An 18,161-nucleotide genomic window follows, 5' to 3' on the forward strand; every position below is an offset into this window, starting at 1 on the left:
GGGAGTATTCCTTCGCGGCGGTGTCGTCAGCACGGTGGCCCAGCGCCCCCGGCACCGTCGGCCGGTGTTTTCACTGGCGGGAGAGACCTCCGGTTAGTTGCTCATGCGCACTATCCGGAGGTTCTGGTTCCATGACTGTCCCCCTGTGGCTGTGGATCGCCACGATCGGTGGCCTGCTCGCGCTGATCGCGCTGGACCTGGTCATCGTCGATCGCAAGCCGCACGAAGTGACCACGGGGGAAGCCGCTCGCTGGGTGATCTTCTACATCTCCTGCGCGATCCTCTTCGGCGCCGGCGTGTGGTTCTTCGCCGGGCACGACCCGGGCGTCGAGTTCTTCACCGGGTACATCACCGAGTACTCGCTGAGCGTCGACAACCTGTTCATCTTCATGATCATCATGGCGTCGTTCAAGGTGCCCGCCATCCACCAGCACCGCGTGCTGCTGGTCGGCATCCTGCTCGCGCTGGCCATGCGCAGCGTCTTCATCGCGATCGGCGCCGCGCTCATCGAGCAGTTCGTCTGGGTGTTCTTCCTCTTCGGCGCGGTGCTCGTCTGGACGGCGATCAGCATGCTGCGCGGCAAGGGCGAAGACGAGGAGTACCACGAGAACGCCCTCACCCGGCAGGTCCGCAAGATCGCGCCGGTGACGGACGACTACCACGGCCACCGCTACACGGTGAAGCTGAACGGCAAGCGGATGATCACGCCGATGCTGCTGGTGATCGTGGCGATCGGCTCGGCGGACCTGCTCTTCGCGGTCGACTCGATCCCGGCGATCTTCGGCATCACGCAGGAGGCGTTCCTCGTCTTCACCGCCAACGCGTTCGCGCTGATGGGCCTGCGGCAGCTGTACTTCCTGCTCGGCGGCCTGGTGACGAAGCTGGTCTACCTCACCTACGGCCTCGCGGTGATCCTGGCCTTCATCGGCGCGAAGCTGTTCCTGCACGCCCTGCACGAGTACCACGTCGTGCCGGACTGGCTGGACATCAACAACTGGGTCTCCCTCGGGGTGATCGTCGTCGTGCTGAGCGTGACCACGGTGGCCAGCCTGGCGAAGGCCCGGCGCGACGAACGCAAGCAGGTCGCCGCGTAAGTCCCGACGTTAGGTCGTTCGCAGCGCTAAGGAATTCCGGTACGGTCGGGGACGTGCGTCCTGCCGACATCGAAGCCCTCGTCGCCCCCGGCCGTCCCGCGCTGCGCGGGAACCTGCTGCTCACCGCGCTGAAGAAGCCCGATCTCGAGACGAACGCCGCGCACAGCGCGCTGCGGCGCGTCTCGCTCGACGGCGGGGAAACCGCGTGGACGCACGGTCCGCGCGACTCGGCGCCCGCGATCTCCCCGGACGGGCGCTGGGTGGCGTTCCTCCGCGCGGGAGAGGGCAAGGGGGCCGACGGCAGCCCGCAGCTGCACGTCATGCCGGCCGACGGCGGTGACGCGCGCCGGGTGACGTCGCTGCACCTCGGCGCCGGCGAGCCGGTGTGGGCGCCGGACTCGCGGCGGATCGCCTTCACCGCGCGCGTGCCCGAACCCGGCCGGTACGGAACCGAAGACGCCGACGGCGAGACGCCGGAGCCGGCCGCCGAGGCCCCGCGCCGGATCACGCGCATGGACTACCGCATCGACGACATCGGCTTCCTGCGCGACCGCGTGCAGCGGCTGTTCGTCGTCGACGCGCTGGACGAGGACGCGCCGGATCCGGAGCCGCTGACCGGCGACGGCTTCGACGTGACCGGCCCGGTGTGGACGCCGGACGGCACCCGCGTGGTCTTCACCGCGCCGCCGGACTGGGGCGCGGCCGAGAGCGACCACCGCGACGTCTGCGCGATCTCCGCGTCGGGCGGCGAACCCGAGGTCCTCGTGCGGGGCGCGGGTTTCTCCGAGCGGCCGGCGTTCGGCGCCGACGGCACGCTGTTCTACTTCGGGCAGTCCTTCGACGAGCACCGCGAAGCCGCGATGACCGGGCTGTACGCGGCGACGCCCGAGTTCGGCGCCGGCCCGGTGAAGGCGCGCCGGCTCACCGACATCGAGACGGTCGACTGCGAGGCGTCGGCGGGGCCGCCGGCGCCGCGCGGGGGCGACGTGCTGGTGGCCGTCCGCAACCGCGGCGCGGTGGAGCTGCGCGCGGTGCCCTTCGCCGCCGCGGACGCCCCGCTGGCCGACCTGCCGGTGGTCTACGCGGACCAGACGGCGGTGCGGTCGTTCACGCTCGACGGCTCGGTGCTGGCGGCGGTGATCGCCACGCCGTCGACGTCGGGCGAGGTCGTGCTCCTCGGTGACGGCGAGCCGCGGGTGCTCACCGACTACTCGAAGCCGTTGCGGGACAAGGGCATCCGGCCGATGATCGAGCTGGAGACCACGGCGCCGGACGGCTACCCGGTGCACGGCTGGCTGGTGCTGCCCGAGGGCGACGGCCCGCACCCGGTGCTGCGCGTGGTGCACGGCGGCCCGTTCACCCAGCAGGACTGGGCGGTGTTCGACGAGGCGCAGGTGTACGCGGCCGCGGGGTACGCGGTGGTGCTCGGCAACCCGCGCGGGTCGGCGGGCTACGGCCAGACCCACGGCCACGCGATCACGGAGGCCTTCGGCACGGTCGACGTCGACGACGTCCTGGCGCTGCTGGACAAGGCCCTCGAGCGGCCGGACCTGGACGCCTCCCGCGTCGGCATCATGGGCGGCTCGTACGGCGGGTTCATGACGAGCTGGCTGGCGGCCCACCACGGCGAGCGCTTCAAGGCGGCGTGGAGCGAGCGCGCGGTCAACGCGTGGGACTCGATGGTCGGCAGCTCCGACATCGGCTACTTCTTCGTCGACGCGTACATCGGCGCGTCGCCGGAAGTGCAGCGCGAGAAGTCGCCGCTTTCGTATGCGGCGCAGATCAAGATCCCGTTCGCGGTGGTGCATTCGGAGCAGGACTGGCGCTGCCCGCTGGAACAGGCGCAGCGGATGTTCGTCGCGCTGCGTCGGGCGGGCGCTCCGGCGGAGATGCTGCTGTTCCCCGGCGAAGGCCATGAGCTGTCCCGGTCCGGGCGTCCGCGGCACCGCGTCCAGCGCTTCGAAGCGATCCTCGAGTGGTGGGGCCGGCACCTGTGACCGTGCCCGAGGTGGACTTCGAGCTCGAGACCTGGCGGATGGTGCTGTTCCGGGCGGGTCCCCGCGCCGGCGAGATCTCCGAGGAGATGGCGCGGGAGCTGCGGGCCCGGCACCTGTCGTCCGCGCGGCAGCAGCAGGAGGCGGGAACGCTCCTGTTCGCCGGGGCGGTGCCGGAGCCGTCGTCGGCGCTGCCGGTGACGGGGGTGGCGTTCTTCCGGACGTCGGAAGCGGAGACGCGGGCGATCCTGGACGCCGATCCGGCGGAGCAGGCGGGGTTGATCGCGTCGGAGATCGTCGGGTTCGTGTGCCCGCGGGGCACGCTTGGCTGACGGGCTGGTCTGCTTCGACGTCGACGGGACGCTGGTCCCCGGCACCAGCTCGTGCGCCTGGGTGGCCGCGGTGCTGGGCCACGAAGCCGAGCTCGTCGCGGCCGAGGCCGCGTACGGCGCCGGCCGGATGACGAACCAGGAAGCGTCGGTGATCGACGCCCGCGGCTGGGCCGGGCACACCGAAGCCGAGATCGCGGCCCGGCTGGAAAAGCTGCCGCTGGTCGACGGGATCGCCGAGACGGTGGCGTGGTGCCGGGAGCGCGGCCTGCGCCCGATCCTGACGACGCTCGCGTGGACGCCGGTGGGCCGGATGCTCGCCGGGCGGTTCGGGTTCGCCGCGTACTGCGGCCCGGTCCCCGCGGTGGCGGACGGCCGCTACACCGGCGACGTCGCCGAGCACCTGGACGAGTACGGCAAGCGGGACTTCGCGCTGGCCCAGGGCTTCGCGCCGGAGCGGTGCGTCGCCGTGGGGGACAGCCGGTCGGACCTGCCGCTCTTCGCCGCCGTCGGGATGAGCATCGGGTTCAACGCGAGCCCCGATGCCCGCGCTGTCGCGACGCACCTCGTCGACGGCGGTGACCTGCGGGCGATCATCCCGCTGCTGGACGCTCAGTTCAGCAGCGTGTAGTTCAGCTCTTCGCAGACCCGGCCGAGCGGGACGTCCAGGCCCGGGTGGTCCAGCGGCAGCAGCACGTCCGGTGCGATCGGCAGGGCCGCGCCCGCCGGGGGGTCCCACAGGCAGATCGCCGGGTCGCCCGAATCCATCGAGGACCGGTACCAGAGGCCGTCCAGGTCGCTGAACGCGCCGCGGATCGCGCGCGCCCACGCCTGCGTCAGCTTCTTCGGGCCGCTCGAGATCTCCTGGGACGCGCCGACCCGCGTCGGCCACAGGCTGGTCAGGTCGAGCAGGCGCAGCGTGCGCGTCGGGCGGACGACGACCAGGCGGGGCCCGCGCGTGCGGCGGTCGACCGTCGAGCTGGTCTGGAAGACCTCGGCGACCGACGTGCGGACCGTGAGGCCGAAGTAGAGGACCCCGTTCGCGGGATCGGTGACCGGTGCGCCGCCGCGGCCGGGCGACTGCTGGTCGAACCGGCCGTGCGGGAGCGGGCCGGTGTAGCGGAACGAATTCCACTGCTGGGGGTGGTTGCCGTGCGCGGTGAAGATCCGCACCAGCCTGGTCGCGGGCTGGACCGTCACCACGTCGTTGGCGCGGTTCAGCTGCCGGACCAGGACGGATCGGGCGGGCGGCAGCGGTAGCCGGGCCATGGGTCGGGGGTGGTCCGTCCTTGTCGGTGATCTTGCTCGGGGACGCTCCAGCCTAGAACGGGGAGCCGAGCGTGGCGATGAGGCGGGCGATGTGGTCCGGGTCACCCCCGGACAGGAGCCACTGCCGCGGCGTCGCGGGGTGCTCGTTGATGACGAGGTCCGGCTGCGGCGTGCTCATGAAGGCGGCGACGACGAGCGCGGGCTGGTCTTCGGGGAGGGCCTTCAGCACGACTTCGAGTCCGGGGAGCACGCCCGAGCCGGCGAACTGCCACGCCGGGAGCCGCCAGCCGCCGTCTTTCCAGCCGGTCAGCCTGCCTTCCTTGAGGCGGTGCCGGATGCGGCTGTCGTCGACGCCGAGGGCGCGGGCCGCTTCGTTGACGCTGAGGGCGCCTTCCGCGAGGACGGCGTGCGCGGCCACGGTGCGCGCCCGGAAGTCCGGTTCGCCTTCCCGGCGCGGTGAAAGGTCCAAGCCGACGTCGGTGAGCGCGGCGCGCTGGTCGGCGGAGAAGTAGTGCGAGGGATCGGGGTTCGGTGGTGACAGTCTGCGCGCCGCGTCTTCGACGAGCGTGAGGAACTCGTTCGCGTCGACCTTCAGGCCCGCCTTGGCGAGGATGTTCTCCAGCGCTACAGACATGGGGTTCAGACTAACCCGAAACAGCGCGGGTGTGCGGGTTCGTGCGGTTTCTTGCCCTATCTGTGGGTGAATTCACCAGAGATCGACACTTACCGCACATCAGTCAACACGTTGAGTAGGCAACTTCCGGTCAGTGTGACGGCATCGGACGAGGTTGTCCAGGCTTGACAGTGTGCGTGCCGGGCCTTACGTTCCGGATGAGTAAACGATTTCCGCTCCGTGCTCACAGGATCCGGCGGGTTCGCGCCGGTCATGGGGGACACAGGGGGTGGGGCGTGCCTGGGGGGCCCGGCACGAGCCGGCCCCCCGGGCACGTCGCTCCGCTCCCGCGCACGTGAGCCGATCCGTTCGTCAGCGGCGCGAGCTCTTCCGCTCGATCAGCGTCGCCTCGAGGGTCGTGGTCGTCGCTTCGCGGCTGCTGTCGGAGATCCGGGCCAGCAGCAACTGCGCCGCCACGCGGCCGACCTCGTACGCCGGCTGGGCGACCACCGTCAGGGGCGGCTCGATGAGCGTCGTCCACGGGGCGTCGTCGAACGAGACGATGCCGATGTCACGTCCCGAGCGCAGCCCACGCGACGACAGGGCCTCCAGCACGCCGATCGCCATCGTGCTGTTCGCGACCAGCAGCGCGTCCGGCGGGTGCGGCTCGTCCAGCAGCTCCAGCGCCGCCAATCGGGCGCCCTCGGCCCGGTACTCCGCCCGCCGGGACACGACGTTCGCTTCGCCGACGACGTCGGCGTACCCGGCCAGGCGGTCGTCGGCCGTGCGGACGCCCGCCGGCCCGGTCAGGCAGCCGACGCGGCGGTAGCCGCCCGCCAGCAGGTGCCGGGTCGCTTCGGCGGCCGCGTGCCGCGTGTCGACCAGGACCTGGTCGCCCGAGGCGGCCGGCAGCGGGCGGTCGACCGCCACCAGCGGCGTGCCCTGGCGGCGCAGGCCCTCGACGTTCGTCGAGCGGCCGGTCGGCGACAGCACCACCCCGGCGACCCGCTCCTGCAGCGCGACCTCGATGTAGCGGCGCTCCTTGTCCTCGTTCTCGTCGGAGTTGCAGAGCACCACCGAGTAGCCCGACCGCTGCGCGAGGTCCTCGACGCCGCGCGCGATGGCCGTGAAGAACGGGTTTTCGACGTCGGAGATGATGAGCGCGAGGACCGCGGTCTCCTGCCGGCGCAGGTTCCGGGCCAGCCCGTTCGGGTGGTAGCCGAGCTCGGCGGCCGCCTCCTGCACGCGCGCGGCCAGCGTCGGGTCCACAGTGGACTTGCCGTTGAGCGCGCGCGACACGGTCGCCGTGGAGACGCCGGCCCTCGCCGCGACGTCGCTGATGGTGGCCACACGCCCTCCCTGATCACCGGTCGAGGGGGAGGATAGCGCTCCTGGTGGTCGTTTACCGTCCGCTTACCTTGCCGGGTGCCGGCCCACTTCCGGTTGACCGCGGGGGTTACGCCGAACGGAGCCGGTCGCGCTCCGCCACGTCCACAGTGGAGGGTGGTCGGAAGTGGCCGCGCGGGGTCAGCCCGGTGAGGGCCCGGCAGTCCCGGCTGAGGTGCGCCTGGTCGGAGTACCCCGCGGCGGCGGCGAGCGCGGCCAGCCCGGCAACGCGCGGAGCGAGCGCGACGGCACGCTGAAACCGGGCGACGCGCAGGTAGGTGGCCGGCCCGTACCCGACGGCCTGGACGAAGCGCCGCCGCAACCGCCGCTCGCTGACGGCGGAGGGCTCTTCGATTCGGGTGGCCGCGACATCGGGCGAGGTCGCCCGCGCGGGTGCGCCGAGCTTCGCCGCGATCCCGGCCGGGTCCGCCTCGCCTCGAGCGAGGAGTGCGGCCGCATCGGCGACCCGCGCTCCACCGCTCCCCGGCCGCATCAGAGCCTGCGCTTCCGCGACCCGCGCGGCCCCCGCGTCCAGCCGCTCGATCAACTTCGCGACCGCCGCATCCGCCGTTGCAGCCTCCATCGAAGCAAGCCGCGACTCCACCGCCTCCGCCGGCGACAGCTCACCCGCCAGCAACCGCTCCGAAAGCACCTCCCCGGCCCGCCCCCACAGCTCACCCAACGACACCCGGCGGTCCCGCAGCTCGTCGGCCGCCACGCCGAGCACCGCCGGCGCGTGCCCCGGCTTGAACCGGACGCCCCGCAGCACCGCGCCCGGCCGGGTCAGCGACGACCACGCCGCCGTGTCCGGGCCCGCGATGAACACGCCGCCGTCGCCGGCGACCAGGTCCAGGCAGCCGTCGGGGACGATCCGCTTCGGGCCCGTCGAAGCCGATCGCCACACGCAGCGCGCCACGCCCGCCAGCCGCCGGGGTGGCGCCTCCTCCTCGTACACACCCCGATCATGCACCCGGGCACCGACAAAAACCGGGCGGCACCCGTTCGGGTGAATCCCAGTGGGTAACGGCTAACGCGCGGTGAGGTCACGGCGAGATAGAGGTCGACGCACCCGACGTAGGGTGCGCCCGACGAGAGAAGACCTCTTCATGGGTGCTCACACCGCCAACCGCGACCAGGGCCGCGTCAGGTCGGCCGGCAGCGTCGTGGTCGTCCTGGGTGTGCTCGCCGCGGCCTTCGCGGTGACGTCGTTCGTCGTGCCGCGGTCGGCTCGCGGTCCGGCCAAGGTGGAGCCGGTCGCCGCGCCGGTCGTGCCGGCCGCCGTCGCCACCGTGAGCCACTCCGTCGTCTACGAGCTGCTCGGCGCGCACGGCGCCCAGGACGTCACCTACTCCGGCGCCGGCTCGGTGCTGACCCAGCACGCCGAGGTCGCGACGCCGTGGTCGGCCGGATTCACCCGCGTCGGACCGGTCGGCCGCACCGAGTTCTACAGCGTCGCCGCGCGCAACACCGGACCCGGCGAACTGCGCTGCCGGATCGTCGTCGACGGGGTCGTCGTCGCCGAGAAGACCGTCACTGAGCCGGGCCGCCAGTTCACCTGCGCCGTCTGACGGCACTATGAGCGGCGTGAACGACGCCGCGATCCACTTCGGGCCTGCCCTCGTGGCGGTGCTGGTCCTGCTCGCCGTCGCCGCCACCGCGGTGGTCCAGGCGGGGGGCCTCGGGCGGGGCCGCGACGTGCTGATCGCCGCCGTCCGGGCGGTCGCGCAGCTGGCCCTCGTGTCGTTCGTGATCACCGCCGTGCTGCGCTCGACGCCGCTGACCGGCCTGTTCGTGCTGCTGATGTTCGGCATCGCCGCGGTGACGTCGGCGCGCCGCGCCGGCCGCTGGGGGAACCTGCCGTGGACGGCGCTGGCGATCGCGGCCGGCGTCGTACCGGTGCTCGCGCTGGTCCTCGGCGCCGGGGTGGTCCCGCCGAAGCCGATCGCCGTCGTGCCGATCGCCGGCATCGTCATCGGCGGCGCGATGACCGCGACGTCGCAGGCCGCCCGCCGCGCGCTCGACGAGCTCAAAGCCCGCCACGGCGAGTACGAAGCCGCGCTCGCCCTCGGCTTCCTGCCCCGGCCCGCCGCGCTGGAGATCTGCCGCCCCTCGGCGGGCCACGCGCTGATCCCGGCGCTGGACCAGACCCGAACGGTCGGCCTGGTGACGCTCCCGGGCGCCTACGTCGGCGTGCTGCTCGGCGGCGCCGGGCCGATCGAAGCGGGGCTGACGCAGGTGCTCGTGCTGATCGGGCTGCTGGCCGCGGAAGCCGTCTCGATCCTGGTGACCGTGCAGTTCGTCGCGGCGGGGAAGCTCAGCCGAGCGGCGTAGCCAGGTGCGCGGTGTCGTTGAAGCGCCGGATGATCCAGGTGTCGCCGTGCACCACCAGGTGCGAGATCGAGCCGTTGTCCGCGCCGAGGAACGCGAACCGCTCGACCGAGCGGCTCGCCTGCGCGAACACCTCGCCGATCACCCCGCCGTGGGTGAACACGGCGACGCGCTGGTCCGGGTGGGCCGCGGCGATCCGCGTCAACGCGCCGCGCAGCCGGGCGCCGAACGCCTCGTCGGACTCCGCGCCCGGGATGACGTCCCAGCGCTGCTCGGCCCACAACCGCTCGACGACGGGATGGCCTTCGGCCGTGTACTTGCGGAAGAGCCCGTTCTCCCAGTCGCCCAGGTGGATCTCGCGCAGGTCGCGCTCGACGACCGGGGTCAGCCCGAGCTTCTCCGCCAGCGGCGCGGCCGTCTCGGCCGTGCGCCGCAGCGTCGTCACGTAGATCGCGTCGATCCGCTCGCCGGCCAGCCGGTCGCCGACGCGCCGGGCGTGGTCGCGGCCGTCCGGCGCGAGCTCCGGGTCGGCCTGGCCCTCGACCAGGGTGAACGGGTTTTCGCCACGCGCGGGAGCCGACTCGCCGTGCCGCACCAGGAAGATCTCCGTCGCGCCCGGCGGCGGGCTGAAGCGGTGCTGGCGGTACTCGATCTCCTGCTCCGGCGTGCTCATGCTTCGACGGTACAGCGGCGCGAAGCGCCTCGGTTGAGGGTGGTGGTGGGGAGGAAGGCGGAGACTAGCCGAGCTGCTTGTCCACGAAACACCACCGCCACGTCTCGCCCGGCTCGAAGCTGCGCATCACCGGGTGCCGCGACTCGTGGAAGTGCCGGGTCGCGTGGCGCCGCGGCGAAGAGTCGCAACAGGCGACGTTGCCGCACTTCAGGCACATGCGCAGGTGCACCCAGGTCGTGCCCTCTTCGATGCACGCGACGCACGTGTCCGGCGAGCTCGGGTCCTTTTCGACCCATTCGTGGGCCAGGTGCTTGCACGATCCCGCCGTCGCGGCCGGCGTGCGCAGCTCGCGCCCTTCGACCTCGGGTTCTTCCTCGTCGCGGTCCAGCATGGACTCTTCGATGTCGAGCCGCTCCAGGACCTTGCGCAGGACGTCGTCGTCGGCGCTGCCGCTGTCGCGGGCCTTGAGGAACTGGCGGCGTTCGACGTCGAGCAGCTCGAGCCGCAGGCGGCGGTAGGCGTCGCTCGGCGTCTCGGCCAGGGCGCTCTGCCGGCCGAGCTGCTCCCACGCCGAGTCGGCGCGGTGCTGCAGCCGGTCGCGCAGGCGCTGGATGATCTCCGGCGGGTCGTCGTCCGTCCGGATCTCTTCGAGCTTGGCCAGCGCCGCGCTGGTCATGTCGTGCAGGACGGCCGCCTCCTGCAGGGCGTCCTCCGCCGGGTCCGGCCGCGGCAGGCGCAGCTTCCGGATCAGCGGCGGCAGCGTCATGCCCTGCACGGCCAGGGTGCCGGCCACGACGACGAACGCGGCCAGCACCAGCACGGCCCGCTGCGGGGTGTCCGCGGGCAGCACGAACGCCGCGGCGAGCGTGACCACGCCGCGCATGCCCGCCCAGGCGATCACGGCCGAGTAGCGCCACGGCCAGATCTTCGCCCGCGGTTTCGCCGGCAGCAGGCGCCGCTCCAGCCGTTTCACGGTGCCGATGCCGGCCATCCACAGCACGCGGGTGAGGATGGTCGCGGCGAGCACGGCGACGCAGATCCAGGTCAGCATCGCCAGCGACAGCCCGGTCTCGCCGACCTCCGACAGGATCCGCCGCAGCTGCAGGCCGATGAGCAGGAAGACCATGTTCTCCAGCAGGAACGCGATGGTCTGCCAGTTCAGCCGGGACGCCAGCCGGGTCGAGCCGGACAGGATCTGCGGGGCCTTGTGGCCGAGGATGAGCCCGGCGATGACGACCGCGAGCACGCCGGAGCCGTGGATCGCCTCGGCCGGGATGTAGGCGATGAAGGGGACGGCGAACGACAGCGCGGTGTCGAGGACCGGCTCGTTCAGCCGGGCGCGGACGAACGCAGCCGCGAACCCGACGAGGAGCCCGACCACGGCCCCGCCGATGGCCGCGCGGAAGAAGTCGGCGCCGACCTGCCACAGGCTGACCGACCCGGCCAGCGCCGCGATGGCCGTGCGGAGGGCGACCAGCGCGGCGGCGTCGTTGAACAGGCTCTCGCCTTCGAGCAGCCGGATCAGCTTGCGCGGCATGCCGACCCGCCGGGCGACGACGCTGGCGGCGACCGCGTCCGGCGGGGCCACGACGGCGCCGAGCGCGATGCCGCCGGCCAGCGGGAGGCCGGGGATCACGGCCCAGGCGACGAGGCCGACGCCGAGCGTGGTGAACACGACGAGCCCGACCGACATCAGCCCGATCGCGCTCCGGTTCTTCCGGAAGTCGATCAGCGACGTCTGGATGGCCGCCGAGTACAGCAGCGGCGGCAGCAGGCCGAGCAGCACGACCTCGGGGTCGAGGTGGTACTCGGGCACGCCGGGGATGTAGGAGGCGACGACGCCGACGACGATCAGGCACAGCGGGGCGGACCAGTCCAGCCGCCGCGCGACCGCGCTGACGACGAGGACGGTCACGACCAGCGCCACTATCTCTGCCGCGATGTGCACGGGGTAATCATCACCCCGGGGTCGCGGCGCGCGTCACCGGGCCAGCTCGGTGAGCACCTCGGCGACCAGCTGGGTGTCCATGTACTCGGTGATCTCGCGGATCCGGCCGTCCTCGAGGCGGAACACGAAGCAGTACGCGTTGTCGTACCGCGCGCCGGTCTTGAAGGCGACGCTGCCCCGCGTCTCGACCACGACGACGTCGTCTTCGGCGACGAACCGGCTCGCGGTGCTGGTGTAGGTGCCGTCGAACTGCTCGCCGAGCGGGCCCAGCAGGTCGCGGCGGACCGAGTCCTTGCCGCGGAAGCTGCCGGACCAGCTGTTGTGGCCGCTGACCGTCCAGGTGACGTCGTCGGCCATCGCGGCGACCAGCGGCCGGATGTCGCCGGTGCCCCAGGCGTCGAACGCGGTTCTCAGCAGTTGCTTGTTTTCGGCTGCGCTCATGGCTCGTAGTCAACACGCTGGAGCGCGCTCCAGGGCAAGTTCGTAGGCTGGGCCGTGTGACGACGGTGGAGATCGCGGCCGGTGCGCTGCGCGGGTCCGCACGCGACGGGGTCCGGACGTTCCTGGGCGTGCCCTACGCCGAGCCGCCGGTGGGGGAGCTGCGGTTCCGCGCGCCCCGACCGGTTTCGCCCTGGACCGGAGAACGCGACGCGACGAAGTGGGCGCCCCGCGCGCCGCAGCCCGAGCTGACCGGTCGCGGTTTCACCGGCGACGAAGACTGCCTCTACCTGAACGTCTACGCGCCCGAGCCGCCCGGTTCGTACCCGGTCCTGGTGTGGATCCACGGCGGCGGGGGCGTGATGGGCGCGCCGCACCAGTTCGACGCGTCCGCGTACGCCCGCCGCGGTGTCGTGGTCGTGACGATCGCCTACCGGCTCGGTGTGCTCGGGATGCTGCACCTGCCCGGCGTCGCCGACTCGAACCTGTCCCTGCGCGACCAGGTCGCCGCCCTCGAATGGGTGCGGGACAACATCGGCGCGTTCGGGGGCGACCCGGGGCGCGTCACGCTCGCCGGGCAGTCCAACGGCGGCCGCACGGTCGGGACGCTGCTCGCCGTGCCCGCCACGCGCGAGCTGGTCCACCAGGCGATCGTGCAGAGCGGGACCGGCGTCGGCTCGGTCGTGCACACCCCGGCCGAGGGCGCTGCCGTCGCCGAAGCCGTCCTGCGGGAGCTGGACGCCTCGCCCGAGGACCTTCCCGATCTCCCGGTAACGCGGATTCTCGAAGCGCAGCAACGGGTTTCGGCGGTTTCGGGGACCAAGGTGACCTACCGCGTGGTCGTCGGCGACGAGCTGCTCCCGCGCCCGCCGCTCGAAGGCGTGCGCGAGGTCCCGCTGCTGATCGGGACGACGGCCGACGAAGAGGACCTGTTCAGCTGGCTGCAATCGGGCGGCGCGAAGCTGCTGGGCGTCGGCTCGACGATGCTGGACGCGTCCGCAGTGGAGAAGGCCGCCGAGGCGTATAACGACCTACTCGACTGGCCTGAGGACCAGATCCGCAACCGCGCGCTGACGGCGGGGGACTGGTGGATCCCGGCGATCCGCTTCGCCGAACGGCAGCCGAACGCGTGGATGTACCGCTTGGACTGGCGCATCGCCCCGCGCGGCCGCGGCCTGGGCGCGGTGCACGGCCTCGACCTGCCGCTGATGTTCGACGACATCCGCAACCGCAACTGGCGGTTCCTCTTCGCCGGCCGCACGTTCCCGGCCGAGCGGATGCAGGCGGTCGCGACGGAGATGTTCGAGGCGTGGGTCCGGTTCATCGCGACGGGCGACCCGGGCTGGCCTCGGTACACGACGGCGGACCGCGTCACGCGGCTCTTCGACGACGTCTCGACGACGGTGTCCGACCCGGACCGCGAGCAGCGCCTCCTCTGGGACTGAGCCGGGGCGGCGCGAAACCGCCCCGGCTCGGGCCTAGACGGTGATCTTGTCGACGTTCGGGCCGCCGTTGGCGGTCGTCGCGGTCGCCTTGATCTTGTTCGCCCCGGCGGTCAGGGTCACCGGGATCGTGACCGTCTGCCAGGTGTCCCAGTTGCCGGTGCCGCCGAAGGCCACCCCGGACGCCACCTTCGTACCGTTCACCGAGATGTCCATCGGCCGGTTCACCGTGGTGCCGTTGGCGAACCGCAGGACGACGTTCGCGCTGCCCGCCGCGGCCGCGGTCACGGTGAACTCCACCGCACTGCCGGTCGCGTTGTCGTAGTTGACGAACCCGGTGCCGGTGAAGCCCGCGTGGTTGGACTCCGCGACACCATTGGTGATCGTGGCGTCCTCGGCCTGGTAGTCCACCGGGTTGCCCGGGCCGGGGTCGACCGTGCCGTCCGCCGGGATCGTCTTCGTCCCGGTGTTCCAGCCCGCGACCCGCACGGACGGCTTGGCGCCCTTGAGGTCCGCGGTCCGGTACGTCGCCGTCAGCGTCGTCGACTCGCCCGGCCAGAGGCTGACCTGGTTGTCCGTCCACTGCACCGGCAGCACCGGTGCGCCCGCCGCGCCGACCACGTGCGCGTCGACGAAGAACGCCGGCACCTTGCCGGACGCGGGGTTCGTCAGCGTCACCTTGGTCGTCGTGGTGCCGTCGCCGTTGGTCGTCGTCGTGGCGGTCGACCCGAGCGGCACCTGGGCCAGGCCGTTCAGCCCGGACAGGTCGGCGTACGACGTCGTCGGCGTGTAGTACCAGTCGCTGTTGGCCCAGTCGAGCGTGTCGGCCTTGGTGGACAGCCAGTACACGTTCCGGCTGACCTCCTTGCCCGACGAGTCGGTGAGCACCAGCTTCGCCAGGTACGTCGTCGACAGCCCGCTCACCGAACCGATGGTCAGCGCGGTCGTCTTGGCGCCGTCACCGCCCACGGACACGGCCTTGGACTGGGTGAACTTCTCCGTCCCGTCGAGGTTGTACAGCTTCACGGACGCGGTGAGGCCCGACGCCGCGTCGTGGTTGTGGTTGACCACCACGACGGACTTGGTGTCGTACGAGTACTGGATGTGCAGCGGCTCGTTCGCCTTCTTGGCCCCGAAGTAGGAGCCGTTCTGGTCGAGGTAGGTGTCGAACAGCTGCCAGTGCAGCGACGTCCAGCCGCTGTTGAGCATCCAGTAGATGATCCCGGTGGCCGGGTTCGAGCTGTCGCTGAAGTTGCGCGAGTGCGACTCGAACTCGGCGCGGACGTTCTCGTACTGCGCCAGCTGCGCCTTGCGGACGAAGTCGTCGAGGCTCGCCGGCTTGCCGTACCGGCCGGTCAGCGCGTTGCCGAACAGCTTGAGGTTGGCGAACGTCGACGACGAAGACCGGTGGTACTGCGCGGCCGACGGGTTCTTCCACAGCGTGTCCAGCTCACTGGACGACATCATCCGCTTGAGCGTGTCCATCGTCGGGATGTCCGGCCCGGCGCTGGTCTCGGAGTTGAAGCCCCACGCACCGCCGAGGTCGCTGTGCGCCTTGTCGTACCAGTAGTTCGGCGGGACGTAGTCGTACGGCCCGTTCATCTTCATGCCCGAGGACCCGAGCTGCGGCGACGACTTCGCCGACGCGGCCGGGACCACCGGCGTGGGCCAGTCCGCGGCGCTCAGCGCGTCGAGGTAGTTCTTCTCGATCGTCGCGTCGGGAGCGAAGTCGCTGCCGATCAGGAAGGAGATGACGCTCGGGTGGTCGCGCAGCCGCTCGGCCTCCGCGGTCATCGACGCCTTCGCGACCGGGTAGTCCGCGGACGTCCACGTGTCACCCGGTTCGCTGCCGTTGACCTGGCCCTCCCACTTGTCGCAGCACTCCCAGCCGGGCAGCGTCAGCACGCCCATCCGGTCGGCGAGGTCGAAGAACTCGTCCGGCTCGATGTGGCCCTCCAGGCGCACGGTGTTGAGCCCGAGGTCCTTGACGTAGGCGAGCTTGTCCGCCGCGTACTGCTCGTTCCAGCGCAGGAAGAGGTCCGGCGAGTAGCCGCCGCCCTTGATCAGCAGCGGGCGCCCGTTGATCGTGTACGCCCGGCCGCCGCTGGAGTTCTTGTTCGCCGTCACCTGGCGGACGCCGAAGCTCGAGTGCGAGGTGTCCGACGCCGTCCCGCCGACGGCGGCGGTCAGGTCGAGGTCGTAGAGCGGCTGCCCGCCCATCCCGGCCGGCCACCAGACCTGCGGGTTGTCGATCCCGACCACGCCGAAGGTGACGGTCTTCTTCTCCTTGGCGGCCAGGTTCACGGTCTGGCTGATGGCCTTGCCGGCGACCGTGCCGGAGACCGTCGTGGACACCGCGGCCGCCGAGTCGTTGCGGACGTCGGCCTTCACCGTCAGGTCGGCGTGGGTGGTCCCGGTCAGCTTCGTGACGACGTGGCCGCCGCGCAGCGCCACCGGGCCGCTGCGCCGGACGAGGACGTCCCGCACGATGCCCATGTTCTGGTCCGGCGGGGTCTGCGCCCAGTCGATCCAGCCCATCGACAGGTCCTTGTTCGGGTCGTTGGGGTAGACCTTGAACGCGACGCTGTTCGCGCCGGCCTTCACCAGCGCGGTGATGTCCAGGTCGTGGCGCGTGTAGGCGCCGGTGACCTGCGTCTTGTCGGCGACGCGCGTCCCGTTGACCCAGACGTCGGCCTTGGACAGCACGCCGCTGAAGTCGAGGTAGGTGCGCTGGGTGGTGTCGGGGACCGTGAGGTCGGTGCGGTACCACCACGGGACCTGGAAGTCCGCGGTCGGCACGTTCTTCATGTTCGTCGAGTAGAACGGGTCGGCGTACTTGCCGTTGGCCAGCAGGCCGGCGTAGACGGTCGAGCGCGGGCCGACCGGGTACCAGCCGGACGTGTTGTACCCCGGCTTCGACACGGCCGAGTCGTCACTGACCTGCGCGGACGTCTGGATCAGGAAGCCGGGGACGGCGGTGGCCGGGCCCGCGGCCGCGACGGCCGCTCTCGCCTGCTCTTGCCCGGTGGCCGCCGGGACGGTCGCCCCGCTCACGGCGACGGCGAGCACCGCCGCCGCCACGAGGGTCCGGGTTCTTTTCTGCCGATAGCTCACTAGCGCGCCTCCTAGGCACCACGGCGGCGTGGGGACAGCGGGACCATCGTTAGGGAACTTTCCTAACAATTGCGGACGATCGTAGCGGTCCGGTCACGCCGGGAACAGGGGCGAATCGGTCAGACCCGCGTGATCCGCCACGCCGCCGCGGCGCGCAACGCCAGCAGGAGGGGCAGCGAGCCGTCCTCCCGGATCCGCCGCGGAAGTGCCTCGCTGAGCGGGACACCGCGGGTCGGTGCGGTGCCGATGGCCGGGCGGCGACCTCGGTGCTGTCGACGGCCGGCTCGGTCACGCCGAAGAACTCCGGCTTGGCGCCGCGTTCCATACCGGCGCGGGCCGTCGCCCAGCGTGCGCAGGTCCCCGGCTCGAGCGAGCCACTGCCCGACGGCGCCACCGTCGAGACGCCGATCAGGTCGGCGAGCGCGCTGCTGCCGAGCTCGCGCAGCGCGCCGTCGGTGTCGGCGCGGGCCGCGCGCCGGCGGCCGGGAGCGGGTCGCCGCGCATGCCGAGATCGGGCCGTTGAAGAGCAGGCGGCCGCGGGCCCGCACGGGGAGACGCAGTGGCTTTGAGCGCGGGCGGCAGCCGGTAGGGCTCCTCGGCGGAGGTCTGGCGTGGGGCGAGTTTCAGGCTTCCGCGTCGAGGTAGACCCACTGGCCGTCGGCGCGGCGGAAGCGGCTGTTCTCCTCCAGGAAGCCGTCGCGGCCGCGCTGGCGGTAGTGCGCCCGGAACTCGACCGTGCCCTCGGTGTGCAGCAGGCCGCCGCCGGTGCGGCCGAGGATCTGCAGCCGCGTCCACTCCTGGCCGGGGTCGAGCGCCAGCCGGCGCGGGCGGGTGTCCGGGTGCCAGGTGCGCAGCAGGTACGCCGTGTCCCCGACGGCGAACGCGCTGAACCGCGAGCGCATCAGCAGCTCGGCCGTCGGCGCCGCGAGGCCGCCGTCGTGGAACCGGCCGCAGCACGCGGCGTAGGACCCGGCGAGACCACATGGACACGAAGTCATCCCGGAATCATCCCACGGCGGCCGTGACCGTCTACTGAGGACTAACCCGCGTTGACCGGCTTCCCGGACTCCCGCGCCTCCTGGGCCCCGCGCACCGCGAGCCGGTCGGCGCGCTCGTTCTCCGGGTGCCCCGCGTGGCCCTTCACCCACAGCCACTCGACCTCGTGCACGCCGGCCGCCGCGTCCAGGCGCTGCCACAGATCCGCGTTCTTCACCGGCTCGCGCGCCGCCGTCTGCCAGCCGTTCTTCTTCCAGCGCGGCAGCCACTGCGTGATCCCGTTGCGCACGTACGTGCTGTCCGTGAACACGCGCACCTGCGACGGCCGGGTCAGGCTCTCCAGCGCGCGGATCGGCGCCGTCAGCTCCATCCGGTTGTTCGTCGTCGGGGTGGCCTCGCCGCCGTACAGCTCGCGCTCGTGCCGCCCGTAGCGGAGGACCGCGCCCCAGCCGCCCGGTCCCGGGTTCCCGCTGCACGCGCCGTCGGTGAAGATCTCCACGTCCACGCGGCGACCCTACCGGTCGCGACCCTCGCCCG

At 72.1% G+C, this 18,161-nt stretch carries 17 protein-coding genes; 7 read left to right on the forward strand and 10 right to left on the reverse strand.

From position 1 onward, the window contains the following. Positions 1 to 131 precede the first annotated feature (131 nt). Genes ACIRSS_RS42475 through ACIRSS_RS42490 form a run of 4 tightly spaced genes read left to right on the forward strand, consistent with a single transcriptional unit; the run spans position 132 to position 4,048 of the window. A complete protein-coding gene (locus ACIRSS_RS42475) occupies positions 132 to 1,094 on the forward strand; it encodes a TerC family protein (RefSeq protein ID WP_400905698.1) in 963 nt (320 codons plus the stop codon). A 53-nt stretch (positions 1,095 to 1,147) separates the two neighbouring features. Continuing rightward, the gene (locus ACIRSS_RS42480; RefSeq protein ID WP_400905701.1) at positions 1,148 to 3,091 is read left to right on the forward strand and encodes a S9 family peptidase; all 1,944 of its coding nucleotides are present in this window, start codon (positions 1,148 to 1,150) and stop codon (positions 3,089 to 3,091) included. Positions 3,092 to 3,102: 11 nt separating this feature from the next. Continuing rightward, entirely contained in the window at positions 3,103 to 3,420 is a 318-nt protein-coding gene (locus ACIRSS_RS42485) for a YciI family protein (RefSeq protein WP_400905704.1), read from the forward strand. Next, complete coding sequence (locus ACIRSS_RS42490; RefSeq protein WP_400905707.1) at positions 3,413 to 4,048, forward strand: HAD family hydrolase; 636 nt, start codon at positions 3,413 to 3,415, stop codon at positions 4,046 to 4,048. The genes ACIRSS_RS42485 and ACIRSS_RS42490 overlap by 8 nt, the downstream gene beginning before the upstream one ends. Here the strand turns inward: ACIRSS_RS42490 and ACIRSS_RS42495 are convergent. The 4 genes from ACIRSS_RS42495 to ACIRSS_RS42510 all read right to left on the reverse strand — a co-directional run bounded on the left by ACIRSS_RS42495 (position 4,030) and on the right by ACIRSS_RS42510 (position 7,640). Beyond that, positions 4,030 to 4,686: an RES family NAD+ phosphorylase gene (locus ACIRSS_RS42495; protein ID WP_400905710.1), complete on the reverse strand. Its 657-nt coding sequence runs from the start codon at positions 4,684 to 4,686 to the stop codon at positions 4,030 to 4,032. The genes ACIRSS_RS42490 and ACIRSS_RS42495 overlap by 19 nt on opposite strands. A 52-nt stretch (positions 4,687 to 4,738) precedes the next feature. Next, positions 4,739 to 5,320: a DNA-binding protein gene (locus tag ACIRSS_RS42500; RefSeq protein ID WP_400905712.1), complete on the reverse strand. Its 582-nt coding sequence runs from the start codon at positions 5,318 to 5,320 to the stop codon at positions 4,739 to 4,741. 351 nt (positions 5,321 to 5,671) lie between these two features. Next, on the reverse strand, positions 5,672 to 6,649 hold the full coding sequence (locus ACIRSS_RS42505; RefSeq protein WP_400905715.1) for a LacI family DNA-binding transcriptional regulator: 978 nt from the start codon (positions 6,647 to 6,649) through the stop codon (positions 5,672 to 5,674). A gap of 106 nt (positions 6,650 to 6,755) precedes the next feature. Further along, positions 6,756 to 7,640 (reverse strand): helix-turn-helix domain-containing protein, encoded by an 885-nt coding sequence (locus ACIRSS_RS42510; RefSeq protein WP_400905718.1) that lies wholly within the window; start codon positions 7,638 to 7,640, stop codon positions 6,756 to 6,758. 151 nt (positions 7,641 to 7,791) lie between these two features. On the opposite strand from ACIRSS_RS42510, the gene ACIRSS_RS42515 reads away from it, so the two are divergent. Both ACIRSS_RS42515 and ACIRSS_RS42520 read left to right on the forward strand, forming a co-directional pair. Next, on the forward strand, positions 7,792 to 8,253 hold the full coding sequence (locus tag ACIRSS_RS42515; RefSeq protein ID WP_400905720.1) for an MmpS family transport accessory protein: 462 nt from the start codon (positions 7,792 to 7,794) through the stop codon (positions 8,251 to 8,253). A 16-nt stretch (positions 8,254 to 8,269) separates the two neighbouring features. Continuing rightward, a complete protein-coding gene (locus ACIRSS_RS42520; RefSeq protein ID WP_400905723.1) occupies positions 8,270 to 9,016 on the forward strand; it encodes an ABC transporter permease in 747 nt (248 codons plus the stop codon). On the opposite strand, the gene ACIRSS_RS42525 is transcribed toward ACIRSS_RS42520, so the two are convergent. The 3 genes from ACIRSS_RS42525 to ACIRSS_RS42535 all read right to left on the reverse strand — a co-directional run bounded on the left by ACIRSS_RS42525 (position 9,000) and on the right by ACIRSS_RS42535 (position 12,075). Beyond that, positions 9,000 to 9,686 (reverse strand): histidine phosphatase family protein, encoded by a 687-nt coding sequence (locus tag ACIRSS_RS42525; protein WP_400905726.1) that lies wholly within the window; start codon positions 9,684 to 9,686, stop codon positions 9,000 to 9,002. The two genes, ACIRSS_RS42520 and ACIRSS_RS42525, sit on opposite strands and share 17 nt — an antisense overlap. 64 nt (positions 9,687 to 9,750) lie before the next feature. Next, the gene (locus tag ACIRSS_RS42530; protein ID WP_400905729.1) at positions 9,751 to 11,634 is read right to left on the reverse strand and encodes a Na+/H+ antiporter; all 1,884 of its coding nucleotides are present in this window, start codon (positions 11,632 to 11,634) and stop codon (positions 9,751 to 9,753) included. 33 nt (positions 11,635 to 11,667) lie between these two features. Next, on the reverse strand, positions 11,668 to 12,075 hold the full coding sequence (locus tag ACIRSS_RS42535) for a nuclear transport factor 2 family protein (protein ID WP_400905732.1): 408 nt from the start codon (positions 12,073 to 12,075) through the stop codon (positions 11,668 to 11,670). A gap of 56 nt (positions 12,076 to 12,131) precedes the next feature. On the opposite strand from ACIRSS_RS42535, the gene ACIRSS_RS42540 reads away from it, so the two are divergent. Next, positions 12,132 to 13,517 (forward strand): carboxylesterase/lipase family protein, encoded by a 1,386-nt coding sequence (locus ACIRSS_RS42540; RefSeq protein ID WP_400905734.1) that lies wholly within the window; start codon positions 12,132 to 12,134, stop codon positions 13,515 to 13,517. 33 nt (positions 13,518 to 13,550) lie between these two features. On the opposite strand, the gene ACIRSS_RS42545 is transcribed toward ACIRSS_RS42540, so the two are convergent. The 3 genes from ACIRSS_RS42545 to rnhA all read right to left on the reverse strand — a co-directional run bounded on the left by ACIRSS_RS42545 (position 13,551) and on the right by rnhA (position 18,129). Further along, complete coding sequence (locus ACIRSS_RS42545; RefSeq protein ID WP_400905737.1) at positions 13,551 to 16,628, reverse strand: glycosyl hydrolase 2 galactose-binding domain-containing protein; 3,078 nt, start codon at positions 16,626 to 16,628, stop codon at positions 13,551 to 13,553. Between the two features lie 623 nt (positions 16,629 to 17,251). Further along, complete coding sequence (locus tag ACIRSS_RS42550; RefSeq protein WP_400905740.1) at positions 17,252 to 17,626, reverse strand: YchJ family protein; 375 nt, start codon at positions 17,624 to 17,626, stop codon at positions 17,252 to 17,254. Between the two features lie 41 nt (positions 17,627 to 17,667). Next, the gene (gene rnhA, locus ACIRSS_RS42555) at positions 17,668 to 18,129 is read right to left on the reverse strand and encodes a ribonuclease HI (protein ID WP_400905743.1); all 462 of its coding nucleotides are present in this window, start codon (positions 18,127 to 18,129) and stop codon (positions 17,668 to 17,670) included. Between the last annotated feature and the right edge of the window lie 32 nt (positions 18,130 to 18,161).

The sequence above is a fragment of the Amycolatopsis sp. NPDC101161 genome, from assembly GCF_044768185.1.
Taxonomy (GTDB): Bacteria; Actinomycetota; Actinomycetes; order Mycobacteriales; family Pseudonocardiaceae; genus Amycolatopsis.